17 protein-coding genes are annotated in these 18,210 nt (G+C 60.7%); 4 read left to right on the top strand and 13 right to left on the bottom strand.

What is annotated here, in order from left to right; genetic code table 11:
- Positions 1 to 28: 28 nt before the first annotated feature.
- Positions 29 to 622, bottom strand: coding sequence for a transcriptional regulator BetI (betI, locus tag QMK50_RS11970; protein WP_095164396.1), 594 nt, complete (start codon positions 620 to 622; stop codon positions 29 to 31).
- Between the two features lie 378 nt (positions 623 to 1,000).
- Between betI and QMK50_RS11965 the strand changes: the two genes are divergently transcribed.
- The gene (locus QMK50_RS11965) at positions 1,001 to 2,941 is read left to right on the top strand and encodes a BCCT family transporter (protein ID WP_237235030.1); all 1,941 of its coding nucleotides are present in this window, start codon (positions 1,001 to 1,003) and stop codon (positions 2,939 to 2,941) included.
- 200 nt (positions 2,942 to 3,141) lie between these two features.
- On the opposite strand, the gene choV is transcribed toward QMK50_RS11965, so the two are convergent.
- The 3 genes from choV to QMK50_RS11950 form a co-directional block, all read right to left on the bottom strand.
- Positions 3,142 to 4,320 (bottom strand): choline ABC transporter ATP-binding protein, encoded by a 1,179-nt coding sequence (gene choV, locus QMK50_RS11960; protein WP_095164392.1) that lies wholly within the window; start codon positions 4,318 to 4,320, stop codon positions 3,142 to 3,144.
- Positions 4,317 to 5,165: a choline ABC transporter permease subunit gene (gene choW, locus QMK50_RS11955; protein WP_095164390.1), complete on the bottom strand. Its 849-nt coding sequence runs from the start codon at positions 5,163 to 5,165 to the stop codon at positions 4,317 to 4,319. The genes choV and choW overlap by 4 nt, the downstream gene beginning before the upstream one ends.
- Before the next feature lie 65 nt (positions 5,166 to 5,230).
- Positions 5,231 to 6,178 carry a choline ABC transporter substrate-binding protein gene (locus QMK50_RS11950; protein ID WP_095164388.1) on the bottom strand — a complete coding sequence of 316 codons (948 nt, stop codon included), beginning with the start codon at positions 6,176 to 6,178 and terminating at the stop codon, positions 5,231 to 5,233.
- Positions 6,179 to 6,613: 435 nt separating this feature from the next.
- Between QMK50_RS11950 and QMK50_RS11945 the strand changes: the two genes are divergently transcribed.
- Both QMK50_RS11945 and QMK50_RS11940 read left to right on the top strand, forming a co-directional pair.
- A complete protein-coding gene (locus tag QMK50_RS11945) occupies positions 6,614 to 7,990 on the top strand; it encodes an L-serine ammonia-lyase (protein ID WP_159998329.1) in 1,377 nt (458 codons plus the stop codon).
- Positions 7,991 to 8,435: 445 nt separating this feature from the next.
- Complete coding sequence (locus QMK50_RS11940) at positions 8,436 to 9,539, top strand: GlxA family transcriptional regulator (protein WP_095164384.1); 1,104 nt, start codon at positions 8,436 to 8,438, stop codon at positions 9,537 to 9,539.
- Positions 9,540 to 9,637: 98 nt separating this feature from the next.
- Here the strand turns inward: QMK50_RS11940 and QMK50_RS11935 are convergent, their stop codons facing one another.
- The 6 genes from QMK50_RS11935 to choX form a co-directional block, all read right to left on the bottom strand.
- Positions 9,638 to 9,901: a hypothetical protein gene (locus tag QMK50_RS11935; RefSeq protein ID WP_159998327.1), complete on the bottom strand. Its 264-nt coding sequence runs from the start codon at positions 9,899 to 9,901 to the stop codon at positions 9,638 to 9,640.
- A 345-nt stretch (positions 9,902 to 10,246) separates the two neighbouring features.
- Complete coding sequence (locus QMK50_RS11930) at positions 10,247 to 11,410, bottom strand: gamma-butyrobetaine dioxygenase (RefSeq protein ID WP_320333174.1); 1,164 nt, start codon at positions 11,408 to 11,410, stop codon at positions 10,247 to 10,249.
- Between the two features lie 21 nt (positions 11,411 to 11,431).
- Positions 11,432 to 11,908, bottom strand: a complete 477-nt coding sequence (locus tag QMK50_RS11925; protein ID WP_095164378.1) for a thioesterase family protein — start codon at positions 11,906 to 11,908, stop codon at positions 11,432 to 11,434.
- Between the two features lie 138 nt (positions 11,909 to 12,046).
- Positions 12,047 to 13,012, bottom strand: coding sequence for an L-carnitine dehydrogenase (locus tag QMK50_RS11920; protein ID WP_320333173.1), 966 nt, complete (start codon positions 13,010 to 13,012; stop codon positions 12,047 to 12,049).
- Between the two features lie 142 nt (positions 13,013 to 13,154).
- Positions 13,155 to 14,042, bottom strand: coding sequence for a 3-keto-5-aminohexanoate cleavage protein (locus QMK50_RS11915; protein WP_159998321.1), 888 nt, complete (start codon positions 14,040 to 14,042; stop codon positions 13,155 to 13,157).
- Between the two features lie 89 nt (positions 14,043 to 14,131).
- Complete coding sequence (gene choX, locus QMK50_RS11910; RefSeq protein ID WP_320333172.1) at positions 14,132 to 15,076, bottom strand: choline ABC transporter substrate-binding protein; 945 nt, start codon at positions 15,074 to 15,076, stop codon at positions 14,132 to 14,134.
- 208 nt (positions 15,077 to 15,284) lie between these two features.
- Here choX and QMK50_RS11905 point away from each other — a divergent pair, with 208 nt between their 5' ends.
- Positions 15,285 to 16,229, top strand: a complete 945-nt coding sequence (locus tag QMK50_RS11905; RefSeq protein ID WP_095164371.1) for a GlxA family transcriptional regulator — start codon at positions 15,285 to 15,287, stop codon at positions 16,227 to 16,229.
- A 54-nt stretch (positions 16,230 to 16,283) separates the two neighbouring features.
- Here QMK50_RS11905 and QMK50_RS11900 read toward each other — a convergent pair whose 3' ends face one another.
- The 3 genes from QMK50_RS11900 to QMK50_RS11890 form a co-directional block, all read right to left on the bottom strand.
- Complete coding sequence (locus tag QMK50_RS11900; protein ID WP_320333171.1) at positions 16,284 to 17,195, bottom strand: RHS repeat-associated core domain-containing protein; 912 nt, start codon at positions 17,193 to 17,195, stop codon at positions 16,284 to 16,286.
- Positions 17,196 to 17,325: 130 nt separating this feature from the next.
- Positions 17,326 to 17,742 carry a DUF3010 family protein gene (locus QMK50_RS11895; protein ID WP_320333170.1) on the bottom strand — a complete coding sequence of 139 codons (417 nt, stop codon included), beginning with the start codon at positions 17,740 to 17,742 and terminating at the stop codon, positions 17,326 to 17,328.
- 43 nt (positions 17,743 to 17,785) lie between these two features.
- Positions 17,786 to 18,184 (bottom strand): lysozyme inhibitor LprI family protein, encoded by a 399-nt coding sequence (locus QMK50_RS11890; RefSeq protein WP_320333169.1) that lies wholly within the window; start codon positions 18,182 to 18,184, stop codon positions 17,786 to 17,788.
- Positions 18,185 to 18,210 lie beyond the last annotated feature (26 nt).

The following is an 18,210-nucleotide window of genomic DNA, read 5'->3' as shown; positions in this document are numbered from 1 at the left end:
TTCAGGGGCTGAGCGTTTTATGTGTGCTCTAGCACGCCTGCTTGGCCAGTTGGAAATCCATGTATTCGTACGCAATCTGGTGCGCTTGCGTGGTGTCGAAAGCATCTCCCGACAGCGCGCCGCGCAACCACAGGCCGTCAATCAGGGCTGCCAGGCCGCGGGCTGCACTGCGCGCTTGTTCAAGCGGCAACACTCGGCGGAACTGGCAGCACAGGTTGGAATACAAGCGGTGATCGTTGATCCGCTGCAACCTGTGCAAAGACGGGTGGTGCATGCTGGTGGCCCAGAAGGCCAGCCAGGTTTTCATTGCCGGGCCATTGACCTGGCTGGCGTCGAAGTTGCCTTCGATAATCACCTGCAGGTGTGCCCGCGGGCTGTTGTCCTCCAGCGCCTGACGGCGCGCGGTGACGTTCTCGCTGAGGACGCTCATCAGGTACTGCGCCGTGGCGGCGATCAGGCCGTTCTTGTCCTTGAAGTAGTGACTGATGATGCCATTCGAGACACCAGCCAAACGGGCGATCAGCGCAATGCTGGCGTCCCCCATACCGACCTGATCTACGGCCAGCAAGGTGGCTTCGATCAATTGCTGGCGGCGGATGGGTTGCATACCGACCTTGGGCATCTGCACATCTCCTTAGGCCTTCCGACAGGCGCAAAACGTCTGTCGGATTGAAGGCCAGTCTATTTTGTTTTGATTGAGCGTTCAATCAACAAAGAATAAGATCTGCGACAAATCGTCGCTACCTACAGGTTTTTCCTACGTACGGTTGGCGGAAAAACGGCATCCAAAAATGCTCGAAACCCACGCGCTCTGGCGCTTGCGGGCTTCGGGCTTTTTTCGGGGTGTCTTTATATCACCCGTCGGTCGGCTGCCCACTAACCGATTAGTCGGGTGCTGCTTTGCCTTGTGTCCTTCTCCCGCACTGCCTGGAGCATCTGTGCAATGAGTTCTGCCTCTCTGATAAAGACCCCACCCGAGAAGGTGACGGTCAACGGTTGGGTGTTCTACACCTCTACCGCGTTGATCCTGCTGTTGACCGCCATTCTCATTGCCGCGCCGCAAGAAGCCGGGAGAATGCTGGGGATTGCCCAGGCCTGGTTGTCGCGCAGCTTTGGCTGGTACTACATGGTGGTGATCGCCGCCTACCTGGTGTTTGTGGTCGGCCTGGCGTTTTCCTCCTACGGCAAGCTCAAGCTGGGCAGCAAGGACGATACCCCGGACTTCAGCTATGGCGCCTGGGCCGGGATGCTGTTCTCGTCCGGTATCGGCATCTCGCTGTTGTACTTCGGCGCATCCGAGCCTCTGGATCACTACTTCAACCCGCCGGAAGGCGTGGCGGGCAGCCAGTTGGCCGCGCGCCAGGCAGTCCAGTTGACGTTCCTGCACTGGGGCCTGCACGGCTGGGCGATCTACGCCCTGGTCGGCCTGGCCGTGGCGTACTTTGCCTACCGTCACAACCAGCCGCTGGCGCTGCGTTCTGCGCTCTATCCGCTGGTCGGCGAGCGCTGGGTCAAGGGTGCGGCCGGGCATGCGGTGGACGGCTTCGGCATGTTCGTGACCCTGCTGGGCCTGGTGACCAACCTGGGGATTGGCTCGCTGCAGGTGTCGTCGGGGCTGGAGAACCTGTTCGGCATGGAGCACAGCAATACCAACCTGCTGATCGTGATCATCGTGATGAGCACCGTGGCGACCATCGCGGCCGTGTCGGGTGTGGAAAACGGCATTCGTCGCCTGTCCAACCTGAACATCGTGCTGTTCAGTGGCCTGCTGATCTTTGTGCTGTTGTTCGGCCCGACCCTGCACCTGCTCAACGGTTTTGTGCAGAACGTCGGTGACTACCTCAACGGCGTGGTGCTGAAGACGTTCGACCTGTATGTGTACGAAGCCGACACCGCCAAGTCCGAGCGCTGGCTGGGCCTGTGGACCCTGTTCTACTGGGCCTGGTGGATTTCCTGGGCACCTTTCGTCGGCATGTTCATCGCGCGTATTTCCCGTGGCCGGACCGTGCGTGAACTGGTCGCCGGTGTGCTCCTGATTCCGCTGGGTTTCACCTTGGCGTGGCTGTCGATCTTCGGTAACTCGGCCCTGGACCTGGTGATGAACCAGGGGGCGGTGGAGCTGGGCAAGACGGCACTCGAGCAGCCGTCGATGGCGATCTATCAGTTGCTCGAGCATTACCCGGCATCGAAAGTGGTGATCGGGGTGTCGATCTTTGTCGGCTTCGTGCTGTTCCTGACCCCGGCCGACTCCGGCGCGGTGATGATGGCGAACCTGTCCTGCAAGGGCGGTAACGTCGATGAAGATGCGCCGCACTGGTTGCGGATCTTCTGGTCGGTCGTGATCACCCTGGTGACCATCGGCCTGTTGTTCGCTGGGAACTTCGAAGCCATGCAAACCATGGTGGTGCTGGCTGGGCTGCCGTTCTCGGTGGTGCTGGTGTGCTTCATGTTCGGCTTGCACAAGGCCATGCGCCAGGACGTGCAGATCGAACAGGAACAGGCCGAGCTGGCGGCGCGTGGTCGTCGTGGATTCAGCGAGCGGCTGACGGCACTGGAACTGCAACCGACCCAGGCGATCGTGCAACGTTTCATGGACAAGCACGTGAGCCCGGCGCTGGAAGACGCGGCGGTGCAGTTGCGCACGCAAGGGCTGGACGTGCAAACGCTGCTGGGCAAAGCCAAGCGCTGCATGGGCCTGCGGATCGAGATGGAAGAGGGCAACCCGTTTGTCTACGAAGTCAGCCTGGACGGTTACCTGGCGGCGCCAAGTGAATCGCCGAGCCCGGACGAAACCCGCACCCGTTACTACCGCGCCGAGGTGTACCTGCACAACGGCAGCCAGGAGTACGACTTGATGGGCTTCACCCAGGATCAGATCACCCGTGACGTGCTCGATCAGTTTGAAAGCCATCGGCAGCTCCTTGGCCGTGTCTATAGCTGAGTTTCGATAAGGCGCGGTGTTTCATTTTAAGCACTGCGCCGTATTCATCGCGGGCAAGCCCGCTCCCACAGGATGAACACCGTCCTTGTGGGAGCGGGCTTGCCCGCGATGGTGCCACTAGCGTCAACCTGCATACCCAGATTTCCCTATAAACAAAAACGCCGCGATCCTCTCGCGGCGTTTTTGTGTCTGCTGCCGGTCTATCCCAGGTTCTTGCCAAGCAGCGCGTGGTACAGCTCGCTGTCGCCGAGAATCCCCACCACATGGTTATTGTCGTGCAGCACCAGCTTGTTGCCGGTCTGGTAACGAATCTGCAGCGCGTCACGCATGCCGATGCTGGAGTCCACCAGGGTCGGCCGTCGGCCCAGGCCTTCTACCGCTTGCCCCGGGACCCAATTCTGCAGGTCCAGGCTTGCACCGTTCTGGCGGGCGCCCTTGATGGTGTTGCCTTCGGCCAGGTCCAGCCACGAATCGCCGCCCGGGTCCAGGCACACCGAACCGTTGATGCGTTTGCAGTTGTCCAGGGTGCGCATCAGGCTGCGACCGCAGAGCACGTTGAGCGGGTTGGTGTGGGCGACGAAGGTGCGCACATAGTCGTCGGCCGGGTTGAGCACAATCTCTTCGGGCTTGCTGTACTGGATGATCCGGCCGTCTTTCATGATTGCGATGCGGCTGCCCAGTTTCAGCGCCTCATCGAGGTCGTGGCTGACGAACACGATGGTCTTGCTCAGCTTGCGTTGCAGTTCCAGCAGTTCGTCCTGCAGCCCCTGGCGGATCAGTGGGTCGAGGGCCGAGAAGGGTTCGTCCATCAGCAGGATGTCGGCGTCCATCGCCAGGGCGCGAGCCAGGCCGACACGTTGCTGCATGCCACCGGACAGCTCATCGGGTTTCTTGTTGCGCCATTGCGTCAGGCCCACCAGCTCAAGCTTCTCGTCTACCAGCTTGCGCCGTTCCTTTTCGGGACGACCCTGCATTTCCAGGCCAAAGCTGATGTTCTCGCGCACGGTCAGCCAGGGCATCAGGGCGAACTTCTGGAACACCATGGCGATGCGCTTGGTGCGCATCATTTTCAGCTCTGCCGGGGTGCACGAGGCGATATCGATCTGCCGGCCTTCGTGCTCGACGAACAGCTTGCCGCGGCTCACCGTGTTCAGACCGTTGATACAACGCAGCAGGCTCGATTTGCCGGAGCCGGAGAGGCCCATCAGCACGCAGATTTCACCTTTCTCGACGTCCAGGCTGGCCTTTTCCACGCCAACGATCTGGCCGGTCTTTTTCAGGATTTCATTGCGGGTCATGCCCTGGTCCAGCAGCTTGAGGGCCTCGCGTGGATCCTTGGCGAAGATAACGTCGACGTTATCGAAGCGGATTATGCTCATGCGTCACCCCCTACTACTTTGGCATCGGGTTGTTTGCAGATACGGTCGAGCATGATTGCCAGCAGGACGATCGCCAGCCCGGCTTCAAAGCCCAGGGCGATATCGGCGGTGTTCAGTGCGTTGACCACGGGTTTGCCCAGGCCATCGGCACCCACCAGCGCGGCAATCACCACCATCGACAACGACAGCATGATGCACTGGGTGATACCGGCCGCGATGCTCGGCATCGCATAGGGCAGTTCTATTCGCGAGAGCAACTGCCGGCGCGAGCAGCCGAAGGCCTTGCCGGCGTCCATCAGTTCTTGTGGCACATCACGAATGCCCAGGTAGGTCAGGCGGATGGGCGCGGCAATCGCGAACACCACCGTGGAGATCAGCCCCGGGACAACACCCAGACCGAACAGGGTCAGGGTAGGAATGAGGTACACGAACGTCGGTACGGTCTGCATCAGATCGAGTACCGGACGCATCATGGTATAGAACATCGGTTTATGCGCAGCGACGATGCCCAACGGCACGCCTATGAGCACGCAGACCAGGGTGGCGAACAACACCTGGGCCAGGGTTTCCATGGTTTCCTGCCAGTAACCCAGGTTGAGGATCAGCAGGAACGACAGGATGACGAAGCCGGTCAGGCCCCATTTGCGTTGAATGAAGTGCGCCAGCAAGGCGATCAGGCCGATCAATGCCAGCGGGTTGAACCAGGTTAGCGCAAACGTCACGCCGTGGATCATCGTTTCCAGTGTCGTGGCAATCGCATCGAAGGTATTGGCGCCGTTTTGCGTCAACCATTCAACGAAGGCAGCGATGTACTGGCCTAAAGGGATTTTCTGATCAATCAGCATGGTAGTGAACGTCCGCATGCAAGGAAAAAAACAGCCCGGGCGAGCACGCTCGCCCGGCGTCGCGATTACTGCCCGAGTTTGGCTTTCACGGCTTCCAGGCCTGGTTTACCGTCAATGGTGGTGACGCCAGCGAGCCAGGTATCGAGGACCTGTGGGTTGTTCTTCAGCCACGCTTTGGCAGCCGCGTCCGGTTTGATCTTGTCGTCCAGAACGTTACCCATGAGGGTACTTTCCATGTTCAGGGTGAACGACAGGTTCTTCAGCAACTGGCCAACGTTGCTGCACTCCTGGCTGTAGCCCTTGCGAGTGTTGGTGTAGATGGTGGCCTGGCCATAGTTGGGACCAAAGAACTCGTCCCCGCCGGTCAGGTACTTCATCTTGAATCGGGTGTTCATCGGGTGCGGTTCCCAGCCCAGGAACACCACGTCGGTGTTGCGGCGCGAGGCGCGCTCAACCTGGGACAGCATGCCGGCTTCGCTGGATTCGACGACCTTGAAACCAGCGTCCTTGAGACCGAAGGCGTTCTTGTCGATCATGCTCTGGATCATGCGGTTGCCGTCGTTACCCGGCTCGATCCCGTAGATCTTGCCGTCCAGCTCCTTCTTGAACTTGGCGATGTCGGCGAAATCCTTCAGACCTTTTTCGTACAGCGCCTCTGGCACCGCGAGGGTGTACTTGGCGTTTTCCAGGTTGGCGCGCACGGTCTCCACGGTGCCGGCCTCGCGGTACGGCTTGATGTCGTTTTCCATGGTCGGCATCCAGTTGCCGAGGAAGATGTCCATGTTCTTGCCGTCGGCCAGCGACTTGTAGGTCACGGGCACGGAGATCATGGTGGTCTTGGTCTTGTAGCCGAGGGCGTCGAGGATGACGCTGGTGGTGGCGGTCGTCACGGTGATGTCGGTCCAACCAACATCGGAGAAGTTTACGGTGCTGCATTGAGCCGGTTCTGCGGCTTGAGCCAGCACCGGCAGACTCAGCATGGCGGCCAACAACAACGACGGGGAACCTTTCATAGGTGGACTCCTTGGTGTTTTTTTTGGCGGTGTTCCGACCGGACACCGCACTTATAAGTGTTGCGGTTGGTGGCGCCTGGCGACTGCTCTGCCCCGGCGCCTCGCAATCGAGTCGTAACCGATCATGTACCAGTGAAAATCTGACGCCTACAGGGTGCGTCGTATCCAGTACAGGGAGGGTCGCATCCAGTGTCAGCGAGGTCGTTTACAGCTTTATTCGGACCTTTTCAGCGCTCTGCACCGCAAAAAATACGCCGTAATGTGTCGTCTGCGGCCAGCGGCGTTAGTGGGCATGGTTACGTCGGTGTGAGACGTCGAACGACCTCGCAAAAGCCTGATGATGCGGCCAGTCAACGGATTGCTGCTTGAGCGTAGCAGCTCCGTCGCCAGGCGCTTTGACGCCTGGAATCCGCTCATCGAGGAGTCCCGTACGTCATGGCTATCAGTGTTTTCGACCTGTTCAAAATCGGCATCGGCCCCTCCAGCTCACACACCGTCGGCCCCATGCGCGCAGCCGCGTTGTTCGTCGAGTCGCTGCGGGAAAAGTGCCTGCTGGAGCAGGTACGACGCATTGAGGTGCAGTTGTATGGTTCGTTGTCGGCCACGGGTATCGGCCATGGCAGCGACAATGCGGTGATCATGGGCTTGATGGGGGAATGGCCGGATGCGATCGATCCGTCGTTAATCGGCATCCGTATCGAGATCCTGCGTGAAACCCAGACCTTGCTGCTCGATGGGCGCTTGCCGGTGCCCTTCGTCTGGTCGCGGGATATGCGCCTGATCGACGAAAACCTGCCATTCCATCCCAACGCCATGTCGCTGGTGGCTGAAGGTGAGGCGGGCGAGCTGCACCGCGATACCTACTATTCGGTCGGTGGTGGTTTTGTGGTGGATGAGGCCCAGGCGTCGAGTGGCGTGGTTGACCTGGATCGCACCGTGCTGCCCTACGACTTTTCCAGCGCGGTGGAGTTACTTGCGCTGTGTCAGAAACACAACCTGCGGGTCGCCGAATTGATGATGGCGAACGAGAAAGTCTGGCGTTCGGAAGAAGAAATCCGCAGCGGCCTGATGAAGCTCTGGCGCGCCATGCAGGATTGCGTCGAGCAGGGCCTCAAACACGAAGGCATCCTGCCGGGTGGCCTGAACGTGCGCCGGCGCGCTGCCAAGTTGCATCGCAGCCTGCAAGAGCTGGGCAAGCCCAATGTGATCGGCTCGACCTTGAGCGCCATGGAGTGGGTCAACCTGTTTGCCCTGGCGGTCAACGAAGAAAATGCTGCCGGTGGGCGCATGGTCACGGCGCCGACCAACGGCGCAGCGGGGATCATCCCGGCAGTGCTGCATTACTTCATGAAGTTCAGCGAGGCAGTGACCGAGGCCAATGTGGTCGATTACTTTCTCGGTGCCGCGGCCGTGGGCATCCTGTGCAAGAAGAACGCGTCGATTTCCGGCGCCGAGGTCGGCTGCCAGGGCGAGGTCGGTTCTGCCTGCGCCATGGCCGCGGCCGGGCTGGCGGAGATTCTCGGGGCCACGCCGGAACAATTGTGCAACGCGGCGGAAATCGGCCTGGAGCATAACCTGGGGCTGACGTGCGACCCAGTCGGCGGCCTGGTCCAAGTGCCCTGCATCGAGCGCAACGCAATTGCCGCGGTGAAGGCGATCAACGCGGCGCAGATGGCCTTGCGCGGCGATGGCCAGCACTTCATTTCCCTGGATCGGGTGATCCGCACCATGCGTGACACCGGAGCCGACATGCATGACAAATACAAAGAGACTTCGCGCGGTGGCTTGGCGGTGAGTGCGGTGGAGTGTTGAGAACTCGCGATACCGCCAGACCAGTCAAAACTGCGCACTAAATGAACACCCACACCGCGACGCGCCACCTTTTGGCGCGTCGCTCTCAGATAAGCCCGCGACTCCCGCCCAGGGATCCAATCCGGCCCGGACCGTCTGTCAGCCGTGCCTGCGGTGACACTCTTTGCCGATGCCCTGTAGCCCTGTTCCCACAAGTGCTACCGATTTGCTCACAGCCTGCGGGACAGTGCACTTGCCAGCCCGATAATCCTTACTCGCCCAGTGGGCTCTATAGACATATATAGACACATGGCGACGTCGTTTTCAGGAGTTATTGAATAGCCATTCAACTTTAGGCATGGCAATTGCTCTGTCATTACAAAGCCCGTCTCCCGCGCGAGAACGATGGCCATAACAAGAGCCTCCGCCTGAGGCCATCACCCGCTTTGTGTGAGGAGATACCGCGATGACGTCGTTCAACTCCGGGGCTCAACCCCAGAACCGTGCGCCTCAATCCATCGGCTTTTTGCTGCTGGACAATTTCACGCTGATTTCTCTGGCCTCCGCAGTCGAACCGCTGCGCATGGCCAACCAGTTGTCCGGTCGCGAGCTGTATCGCTGGACGACCCTCACCGTCGACGGCGGCCAGGTCTGGGCCAGTGACGGCCTGCAGATCACCCCCGACGCCTCCATGCACAAAGCGCCGCCACTGGACACCATCATCGTCTGTGGCGGTATCGGCATCCAGCGTACGGTGACCCGCGAACACGTGTCATGGCTGCAAAGCCAGGCCCGTCAATCGCGCCGTCTCGGCGCCGTGTGCACCGGCAGCTGGGCGCTGGCTTGCGCAGGGTTGCTGGACGGTTTTGATTGCAGCGTGCACTGGGAATGCCTGGCCGCGATGCAGGAAGCCTTCCCGCGCGTAGCCATGAGCACCCGCTTGTTCACCCTCGACCGCAACCGCTTCACCAGCTCTGGCGGAACCGCGCCGCTGGACATGATGCTGCACCTGATCAGCCGCGATCACGGCCGCGAATTGTCGGCGGCGATTTCGGAAATGTTTGTCTACGAGCGCATTCGTAACGAACAGGATCACCAGCGCGTGCCACTCAAGCACATGTTGGGCACCAACCAGCCGAAACTGCAGGAAATCGTCGCGCTGATGGAAGCCAACCTGGAAGAGCCGATCGACCTTGATGAACTGGCGGTCTACGTCGCTGTGTCGCGTCGGCAACTGGAGCGGCTGTTCCAGAAATACCTGCACTGCTCACCGTCACGCTATTACCTCAAGCTGCGCCTGATCCGCGCCCGGCAGTTGCTCAAGCAAACGCCGATGTCGATCATCGAGGTGGCTTCGGTCTGCGGTTTTGTCTCCACGCCGCACTTCTCCAAGTGCTACCGCGAATACTTCGGCATTCCACCGCGTGACGAACGTGTTGGCTCCAACAACTCCCAGCAAGTGGCGATGATGCCGATTCCGCAGGCACTGGTGCTGGCGCCGTTGTCCGGGCCGATGTCGGCGTTGAGCCAGGCGCGTAATGAGTCGACGTTCGCTAGCGTAAGGCTTTAAACCGAGTCGCCTTTATTCGCGGGCAAGCCCGCTCCCACATTGATTTGTGAACGACACAGATCCAGTGTGGGAGCGGGCTTGCCCGCGAAGGCGTTTTATCAGGCGCTGCGGCTTTGCTGATACGCCGTCAATGCCGGCAACAGCTGCTTGTCGATGGCCTGGCGCACGGCCGGCAGGATGGTTGCGCTGCTGGTGTACATCTGCTTGATCATGGTCCGCAGGGTATTGGCCCGCTCATCGTTCAAGCCGCGCACCGCACACTCGCACGCCTGCTCGGCGGTGGAGCCGCTCGGTACTTGAAACCCCAATGACTTCAGTTGGCCCAGCAGGTCTTCCTGGTCTATCAAATCGGCGTGCATCATGACGCAATCCTTCTTCAGGGAACGGTGTCGTGATTCGATTCTGGTGGGGGCTTGGGGTGTGGGCAAGGGCGAATTGTCGTTATGGCCGCAATACCTATGAACAGGTCGTTTTCGGCTAACTCACCCTGCCGGGGAGTGGGCACACTGATCCCAGCTCGCTACACGAAGGTTTGGTCACCCTCGCGCATCGGCTCCTCAACAGTACCTTGGGCCCCGATCCAGTCACGGCTGGATCGGGGCTTTTTTTGCCGGTGAATTCGGGGGTATGAAGTCTTTGGGCTGGCCTCATCGCGAGCAAGCTCGCTCCTACAAGGGCCTGCAAAACGAGCTTGCTCGCGATCAATGCTAGCGCTGCAACACCAGGATCCGTGACAACAATTCATCGCGGTCCACATAACAACCCTGGAAGTGCCGGGCCCCGCTGGTGGGGTCGAAGGCGTTGCGGGCGTGCAGGGTACGGCGGTTGTCGAAGCACCAGAGTTCGCCGGGCTGCAGGCGCTGGACCAGACGGAAGCGGGGCTCGCGGGTCATGGCGATAAAACGCCGATAGGCCCGATAGAGGTCGGGCATCTGTTCGACCGAAGCATCGAACGGTCCGCGCAGGAAATTCGCCATGCGGATCTCCGCCACTTGTCCGAATGCATCGAGGGCAATGATCGGTGCCTGGCAGCGGTAGTCGCTGTGGCGGTCCTTGTTGCGAAACTCCACCGGGATTTCACACAGCGCACGAAAAGCCTCGGGGTCCTCCTGGCGCAAAGCGTGGGCGATGGCAAAACCATCGACAAAAATACTCTCGCCCCCCTGCGCTTCGTTGACCAGGCAGTGCAGAAATTGCAGCCCCGGTTGCAACTCCCGTGTCGGCAGGTCGCTATGCAGCGGCAGGTTGAAGGCGGTGTAGGCGTTGCTGTCGGCGTCGGCGCGCGATTGCACGTTGAACAGCACGCCAAAATTGCTCTCGCGAATGAATGAAATCCGCTTGGCGATCGATGTCAGTGAGCCCGGCTCGGTGGGCACGCCACGCACCTGGCTCAGGCCGATATCGCGCAGTGCCAGCAGCCATTGCAGCAGAGCCTGGGAGTCTTCCATCAGCGCCTGGTACTCGAACACCGGCAGCTGCAACTGGCTGTCCCACAGTTGGCTTTGCGGTTTTGCGGCGCGGCGCTCGGCGCGGGAAGCATCGTCATAGGCGTGGGCGCGCAACCAGCCGGGGTCGAAGCGGCTGACATGGCCGTCCTGCCAGTCGATGTGCAGGCAGCCATCGCTGTCCACCCGGGTGCTGCGGGGGAGCAGGTTTTCAGGGACGTCGACGATCTCCAGGACCTGCTCGCGGGTCACGCTGTAGACGCATTCGGCGCAGGGGCAATTATCCCGTAGCCAGGGATGGTGGAAGGGGCTCGTCCGGCCATCAGCCCACTTCACTGAAACGCGATCCGCCAGGGTTTGCACGGCGGTCAACGCGCTGATCATTGGGTAACGGCGAAAGTCGGCAATGGGGGCGGCGGTGTTCATGGGCGCTCCTTTTTATTGTGATTATTTTTCTGGCGGCAGGGCGATCACCCGGCCGATATAGGCGGGAGTGGGCAGGTCTGATTGCAGCGCGGTCATGGCCAGCAGCTTGTTCGTCACCTGCTCGCTGAACGGCGCCGAACGCGGGCCGGCAAGGTCGACGTGGAGCAGCATCTGCTCGTTGCCCGCCAGTTCCTGTGCCTCTCCCGCCAGGTGCAAGCTGTGATAGAGGTGCAGGCGTTTGCGGTCGTGGCCGATGATCTGCGTGCGCACTTCGACGTCGCTGCCGAGCTTCACTTCGTGCAGGTAATTGAGGTGCAGTTCGAGGGTGAACAGCGAGTTGCCGGTGGCCTCGCGGTTGTTGCTGTCCATGCCCAACTGGTCCATCAGCGCGTCGGTGGCATAGCTGAAGATCAGCAGGTAAAAGGCATCGCGCAGATGGCCGTTGTAGTCGACCCAGTCAGGGATGATGGTGGTTTGGTAGGTGGTGAGGGTGGGCATGCTTCAGGTTCCGATAGGGGTGGTGACGGGACTGGCGCTTTCGCGGGCAAGCGGAACGCCGCCCGACCCGCTCCCACATGGGCAGTGAAAACCTGTGGGAGCGGGCTTGCCCGCGAAAGCGCCAGAACAGCCGATACATTAGTCGCTGAAGCTCATCCCGTGCTTTTGCTTGGTATTTTTCACCGCGTCCAGTACGGCCAACAGGCAGTCATCACGATAGCGCTCCAGCGCCGCAATGCTGTGGTTGCCCAGCTGTTCGCGGGTGCCGTCCACCACATCATCTATCAGTTTTTCGGTCAACTGCGGTGCGGGCAGGTAGGTCCACGGCAGTTGCAGGGCCGGACCGAACTGCGCCATGAAGTGGCGCATCCCGGCATCGCCACCGGCCAGGGTGTAGGTGAGGAAAGTACCCATGAACGACCAGCGCAGGCCTGCGCCAAAGCGGATCGCGTCGTCGATCTCACCGGTGGTGGCCACGCCATCGTTGACCAGGTGCAACGCCTCGCGCCACAAGGCCTCGAGCAAGCGGTCGGCGATGAATCCCGGCACTTCCTTGCGCACGTGCAAGGGGCGCATGCCCAGGGACTCATAGGCCTGCATGGCCGCCTGTACCGCCTCGGGCGCGGTGTGCTTGCCGCCGACCACTTCCACCAGCGGCAGCAGGTACACCGGGTTGAACGGGTGGCCGACCACGCAGCGTTCCGGGTGGGTCGAGCTCTCAAAGAACTCGCTGGGCAACAGGCCCGAGGTGCTGGAACCGATCAGTGCATCGGGCTTGGCCGCGGCGCTGATCTTGCTGTGCAGTTCAAGTTTCAGTTCAAGGCGTTCCGGGGCGCTTTCCTGGATGAAGTCGGCGTCCTTTACGCAGGCCTCGATGGTGTCGACAAAACGCAGCCGATCCTGTGAGGCGCCGGGTGCCAGGCCTTGTTTTTCCAGGGCGCCCCAAGCGTTGGCGACACGCTTGCGCAGCGCCGCCTCGGCCCCGGGCGCTGGGTCCCAGGCCACTACATCCAGACCATGGGCGAGGGCGCGGGACACCCAGCCGCTGCCGATGACACCACTGCCTAACGCGGCGAAGGTTTTGATTTCGGTGATAAAGCTCATGGCGATTTCCTGAAAGTTACCGGCGATCCCTGTGGGAGCGGGCTTGCCCGCGAAAGCGATGGATCACCACTGAAGAGGTTTTGGATGCTCCGGCCTCTTCGCGGGCAAGCCCGCTCCCACAGGTGTTAGAAGTAGGTTGGGTTTAGCCGCGCTGGACCAGGCCCATTTTCTTGCGCCCTTCGGCCGGGGTCAGGACGCGGGCGCCGAGGCGGCTGAGGATTTCGCCGGCGCGCTCGACCAGTTGGCCGTTGGTCGCTAGCACGCCTTTGTCCAGCCAGATGTTGTCCTCCAGCCCGACCCGCACGTTGCCGCCCAGCAGCACCGCCTGGGCGGCCATCGGCATCTGCATGCGACCGATGCCAAAGCCGGCCCACACGGCATTGGCCGGCAGGTTGTCGACCATGGCTTTCATGGTGGTGGTGTCGGCCGGCGCGCCCCACGGAATGCCCAGGCACAGCTGGAACAGCGGATCGTCAAGCAATCCTTCTTTGATCAGCTGTTTGGCGAACCACAGGTGGCCGGTGTCGAAGATTTCCAGCTCGGCCTTGACCCCCAGCTCCTGGATTCGTTTGGCCCCGGCGCGCAGTTGCGCCGGCGTGGAGACGTAGATGGTGTCGCCGTCACCGAAGTTGAGGGTGCCGCAATCCAGGGTGCAGATTTCCGGCAGCAGGGCTTCGACGTGAGCCAGGCGGGTCAGCGGACCGACCAGGTCGGTGTTGGGGCCGAATTCCATGGGGTTCTCGCCGGCGCCGATTTCCAGGTCGCCACCCATGCCGGCGGTGAGGTTGACGATGATGTCGACATCCGCTTCACGAATGCGCTCCATCAACTCGCGGTACAGCGCCACGTCACGGCTGAACTTGCCGGTCTGCGGGTCGCGCACATGGCAGTGGACCACCGTGGCCCCAGCCTTGGCGGCTTCCACCGCGGCGGCGGCAATCTGTTTCGGAGTGACCGGCACGTGGGGGCTCTTGGCGGTCGTGTCGCCAGCACCGGTCAGTGCGCAGGTGATGATGACGTCGTGGTTCATGGGGCAGTTTCCTTCAGGCCGGTTTTGTGGGGCATAGGGAGCCCGTTCGCAGCCACGCTCGGCTGCGAAACGGTGATTGAGTCGGGGGTTTACTTGCTGGTCAGTTGCAGGTTCTCGGCCGCCGGCTTGCCGTCGAACGTGGTCACGCCTTCCAGCCAGCGTTGCTGGTCTTGCGGGTGATCCTTGAGCCACTGTCTGGCCGACTCGAACGCGTCCTTGTGGTCGAGCAACGGTTGCATCATTCGGCTCTCATCTGCGGCGGTGAACGTCAGGTTGCTGAGCAAGCGGCTGACGTTCGGGCACTGGCTGGCGTAATTGGGGGCGGTCACGGTCCAGACGGTGGCCGAGCCTTCGTTCGGACCCAGGGCGTCCTGGCTGCCGGTCAGGTAAGTCATCTGTACATTGACGTTCATCGGGTGCGGCGCCCAGCCGAAGAACACCACGGCTTCCTTGCGCCGTACGGCGCGATCCACCGCCGCGAGCATGCCGGCCTCGCTGGACTCGACCAGTTGGAATTTGCCCAGGCCGAACTGGTTCTTGGCAATCATCGCCTTGATCTGGGTGTTGGCACCCGAACCGGGCTCAATGCCATAAATCTTGCCGCCCAGTTCTTTTTCGAACCTGGCGATGTCGGCGAAGCTTTTCAGGCCCTTGTCGGCCAGGTAAGTCGGCACCGCCAGGGTCGCGCGGGCGTCCTTGAGGCTGGGCTCAGCCAGGACTGTGACCTGCTTGGCCTCGACGAACGGGGTGATGGTCTGGGTCATCAGCGGGTTCCAGTAGCCGAGGAACAGATCCAGGCGCTGGTCGCGGATGCCGGCGAAGATGATCTGTTGCGAGGCGCTGGTCTGTTTGGTCTTGTAGCCGAGGCCGTCGAGCAGGACCTGGGTCATGGCGCTGGTAGCGATCACGTCGGTCCAGTTGACCACGCCCATGCGCACGTTCTGGCATGCAGCGGGGTCGGCGGCCATGGCGCTGGCGCTCAGCAAGGCGCTACCACTGAGTGCAAGAACACAGCAGCTGATCAGTCGTTTCATCTCAGGTTCCTCGGCAGTTCGTTATTGTGGGTCCGGTCGTCTTTGTGCGCCGGTGATGCCAAGTTACGCAGCTCAAGGCCGATGAAAGCGCACCACGGCGACCAGCTCTTGCACTGCAGCGACCTGTGCTCTTGAATGCCTGTGGCAAGTGGCGTATCAACGTCCACACGCTACCGCCCTCACGTTACCCGCTTATCGAGTGCGCCCCATGTCCCAGGATTTCTACTTCTTGTTGATGCCGGGCTTCTCGGCCATCGGTTTTATCTCGGCGATCGAGCCGCTGCGGGTCGCCAATCGCTTTCGCGGCGAGTTGTATCGCTGGCACGTGCTCAGCGTCGACGGTGGGCCGGTGTTGGCCAGCAACGGCATGTCACTCAACGCCGACGCGGCGCTGGAGCCATTGAAGAGAGGCGCGACGTTATTGGTGGTCGCCGGCTTCGAACCGCTGAAGTTCGTCGACCCGGCACTGGAGCACTGGTTGCACCGTCTCGATCACGAGGGCGTCACCCTCGGCGGGATCGATACCGGCAGTGTTGTCCTGGCCCAAGCGGGTCTGCTGGACGGCCATCGGGTGACCCTGCACTGGGAAGCCATCGAGGCGTTCAAGGAGACTTATCCACAGCTGAGCGTGACCCAGGAACTGTTCGAAATCGACCGTCGCCGCATCACCTCGGCCGGCGGCACCGCGTCCATCGATTTGATGCTGGACTTGATCGCCCAGGCCCACGGTCCAGAGCTGGCGATCGAGGTCAGCGAGCAGTTCGTGCTGGGGCGCATTCGCCCGCGCAAGGACCACCAACGCATGCAGATCGCCACGCGCTACGGCATCAGCAACAAGAAGCTGGTGCAGGTGATTGGCGAAATGGAGCAGCACAGCGAGCCGCCCCTGAGCACCCTGGAACTGGCGGAATCGATCAAGGTCACCCGCCGTCAGCTGGAGCGCCTGTTCCGCCTGCATCTCAACGATACGCCGAGCAATTTCTACCTGGGCCTGCGCCTGGAAAAAGCCCGGCAACTGCTGCGCCAGACCGACATGAGTGTGTTGGAGGTGAGCATCGCCTGCGGCTTTGAATCGCCGTCGTACTTTACCCGCAGTTATCGGACACGCTTTGCGCGGTGCCCGCGCGAGGATCGACGTACCGCCAAGGCATGATCGATCCTATGCGTGGGAATGATTCAACGGTCCAAACTGCATTGACCCACCATTTCACATTATTTTTCTTGGATTCCTGATGTATGAACTTCTGTCTGCTACGTAGCCGAGGTCCTTTCCTTTACTGCTCATTGCACGCACATATTCTTTATCAATGATTCCCCTCATCAAGTTTTCGCTTCTCTGTGCACCAACAATCTGCGCTTCTAGGGTTCTCTTTGGCACTGCTCCTAAACGTGGTATTTGAGTGAAGCCAATCAGATCACTCTCGGCACTGGAAGAAGTTGAAGATACCCATTGCTTGATGTTATCCATTGGCATTCCTCTTGGTACTCGCTCGTCCCCCTCAATTATTTTATCCGGTTGGAACGGCCGCTTTGACGATTGTCGGAGACCAAGTTTGCGTCCAATAAATTTAAAGAATCCAGAGACGCTGTAATGCCCACTTGGGTCCGACTGATTCATCGGATCCCAATCGCAATATGCATACGCATTCAACCCACCCTGCCCAAACGGACTCAAACTGTCCGGGCTGTTGAACCGCATCAGCTGCGGGTTAAATGCCCGGTAACCATTGCCCAGCAAATAATGCCCGGTTACAGGATCCGGCCGTTCGCCGTTGAAGCCCAGCAGGTTGAGCAAGCCGTTCTCTGGAGGGCGATGACCATAGGGTGTGTAGGCTAGGTGTTGGGGGCGGGAGGCGTCGAGGACAGCCAGCACCGAGCGTTGTTTATCGGTGACGAGCAGGTGGGTTTCCAGCGAGCCGTTATGGTGCTGATGCTGTGCCAGCAGTTGGTCTTCGTGCTGCACGATCGAGCGCCACACCGCACCTTGAACCTCGGTGACCAGGCGGTTCTTGAGGTAGAAGCGTTGGGAGCTGGCCTGTGTCGTCTGGGTGCAATCGGCCAAGCGATCCAGTGGGTCGTAGCGGTAGCGGCAGATCAGGGTTTTGCTGTGGTTCCACATGGCAGGTGCTCCCTGAAAGGCCGGTGATTCAGGGTTTTATTGTGTCTCAAACAGTTTGTGCGGCCTACTAGCAGAACTGCTAGTGCCGGCGTCCGCTTCCCGATGCGACTTAGGGTTCACGATGCAGGGGCTACTTCTTCAACAACGCCGAACACGCCGCCTTATAAGCCTCATGCTGATACTTGTTGAGGGTGGTCGGCAGGGCGAAGTCGTGTTTCTTGGATTGCGCATTGATGGTCTGGGGTGACAGCAGGGTCACTTCGCAGCTGTCGAGCAGTTGGAATATGCCTTCGATCTTGAAGGTGGTCGGGCCGCCGGCGAATTCGCCTTTCTTGCTGCGCTTCTTGATCGCGATGCGGTCGATCGAGTTCTCGCGGACGAACGAAGCGACTTGTGCGGCGAACAGTTTGACGTTGGCGGCGTCGTCGTCATCGTCCAGGGCGATTTTCTTGGTGGCGATGGCGACGTGGCTGAGCGCCTGGCCGTCGAGGGAGGCGAGGGCGATGATCGCTTCGCTGCCTTTGATTTCGATGCCGCAGAGTTTCATGGAGTTCGCCTTTTTCAATAAGTCGTTGAGGGATGTGGCTTAGTCACTGCGCCAGCGATTCGAGGAACTCCGAGCGCTCGTCACTCTTGTTCGCCAGGCAGTCGTTCTGGTCGATGAGGTAGGCCTTGCTGCCCACGGCGGCAGGGAATGGCGCGATTGTGCAATCGGCGTCCCTGGACTTGACCCAGAGCTGCTCGGCGACCTGCAGTTTGCTGGTGATGTCTGCCAGTTGGCTCTTGTTGTTCGCGTACTCGGCCCTGAACCGCTCCAGCAAACCCTGGTAGTTGTCCTTGAGCAGTTGTTCGGCGGTGGTCTTGTTGTACGCCGAGCATTCCAGGGTCTGGACGTCGTTTTCGACCGCATCGCAAGGGTTGTTGTCAGCGTCTTCAGCTGCCTGTACCCCGGTCGCGATCAGTGCCAATGCGAAGAAGATCGATTTCATTGAGCTGTCGTCCCAATTCCGTGAAG

This window comes from Pseudomonas sp. P5_152 (assembly GCF_033989915.1).
Classification (GTDB): Bacteria; Pseudomonadota; Gammaproteobacteria; order Pseudomonadales; family Pseudomonadaceae; genus Aquipseudomonas.
The sequence above is the reverse complement of the archived record's forward strand: the minus strand, read 5'-3'. Positions and strand labels throughout refer to the sequence as shown.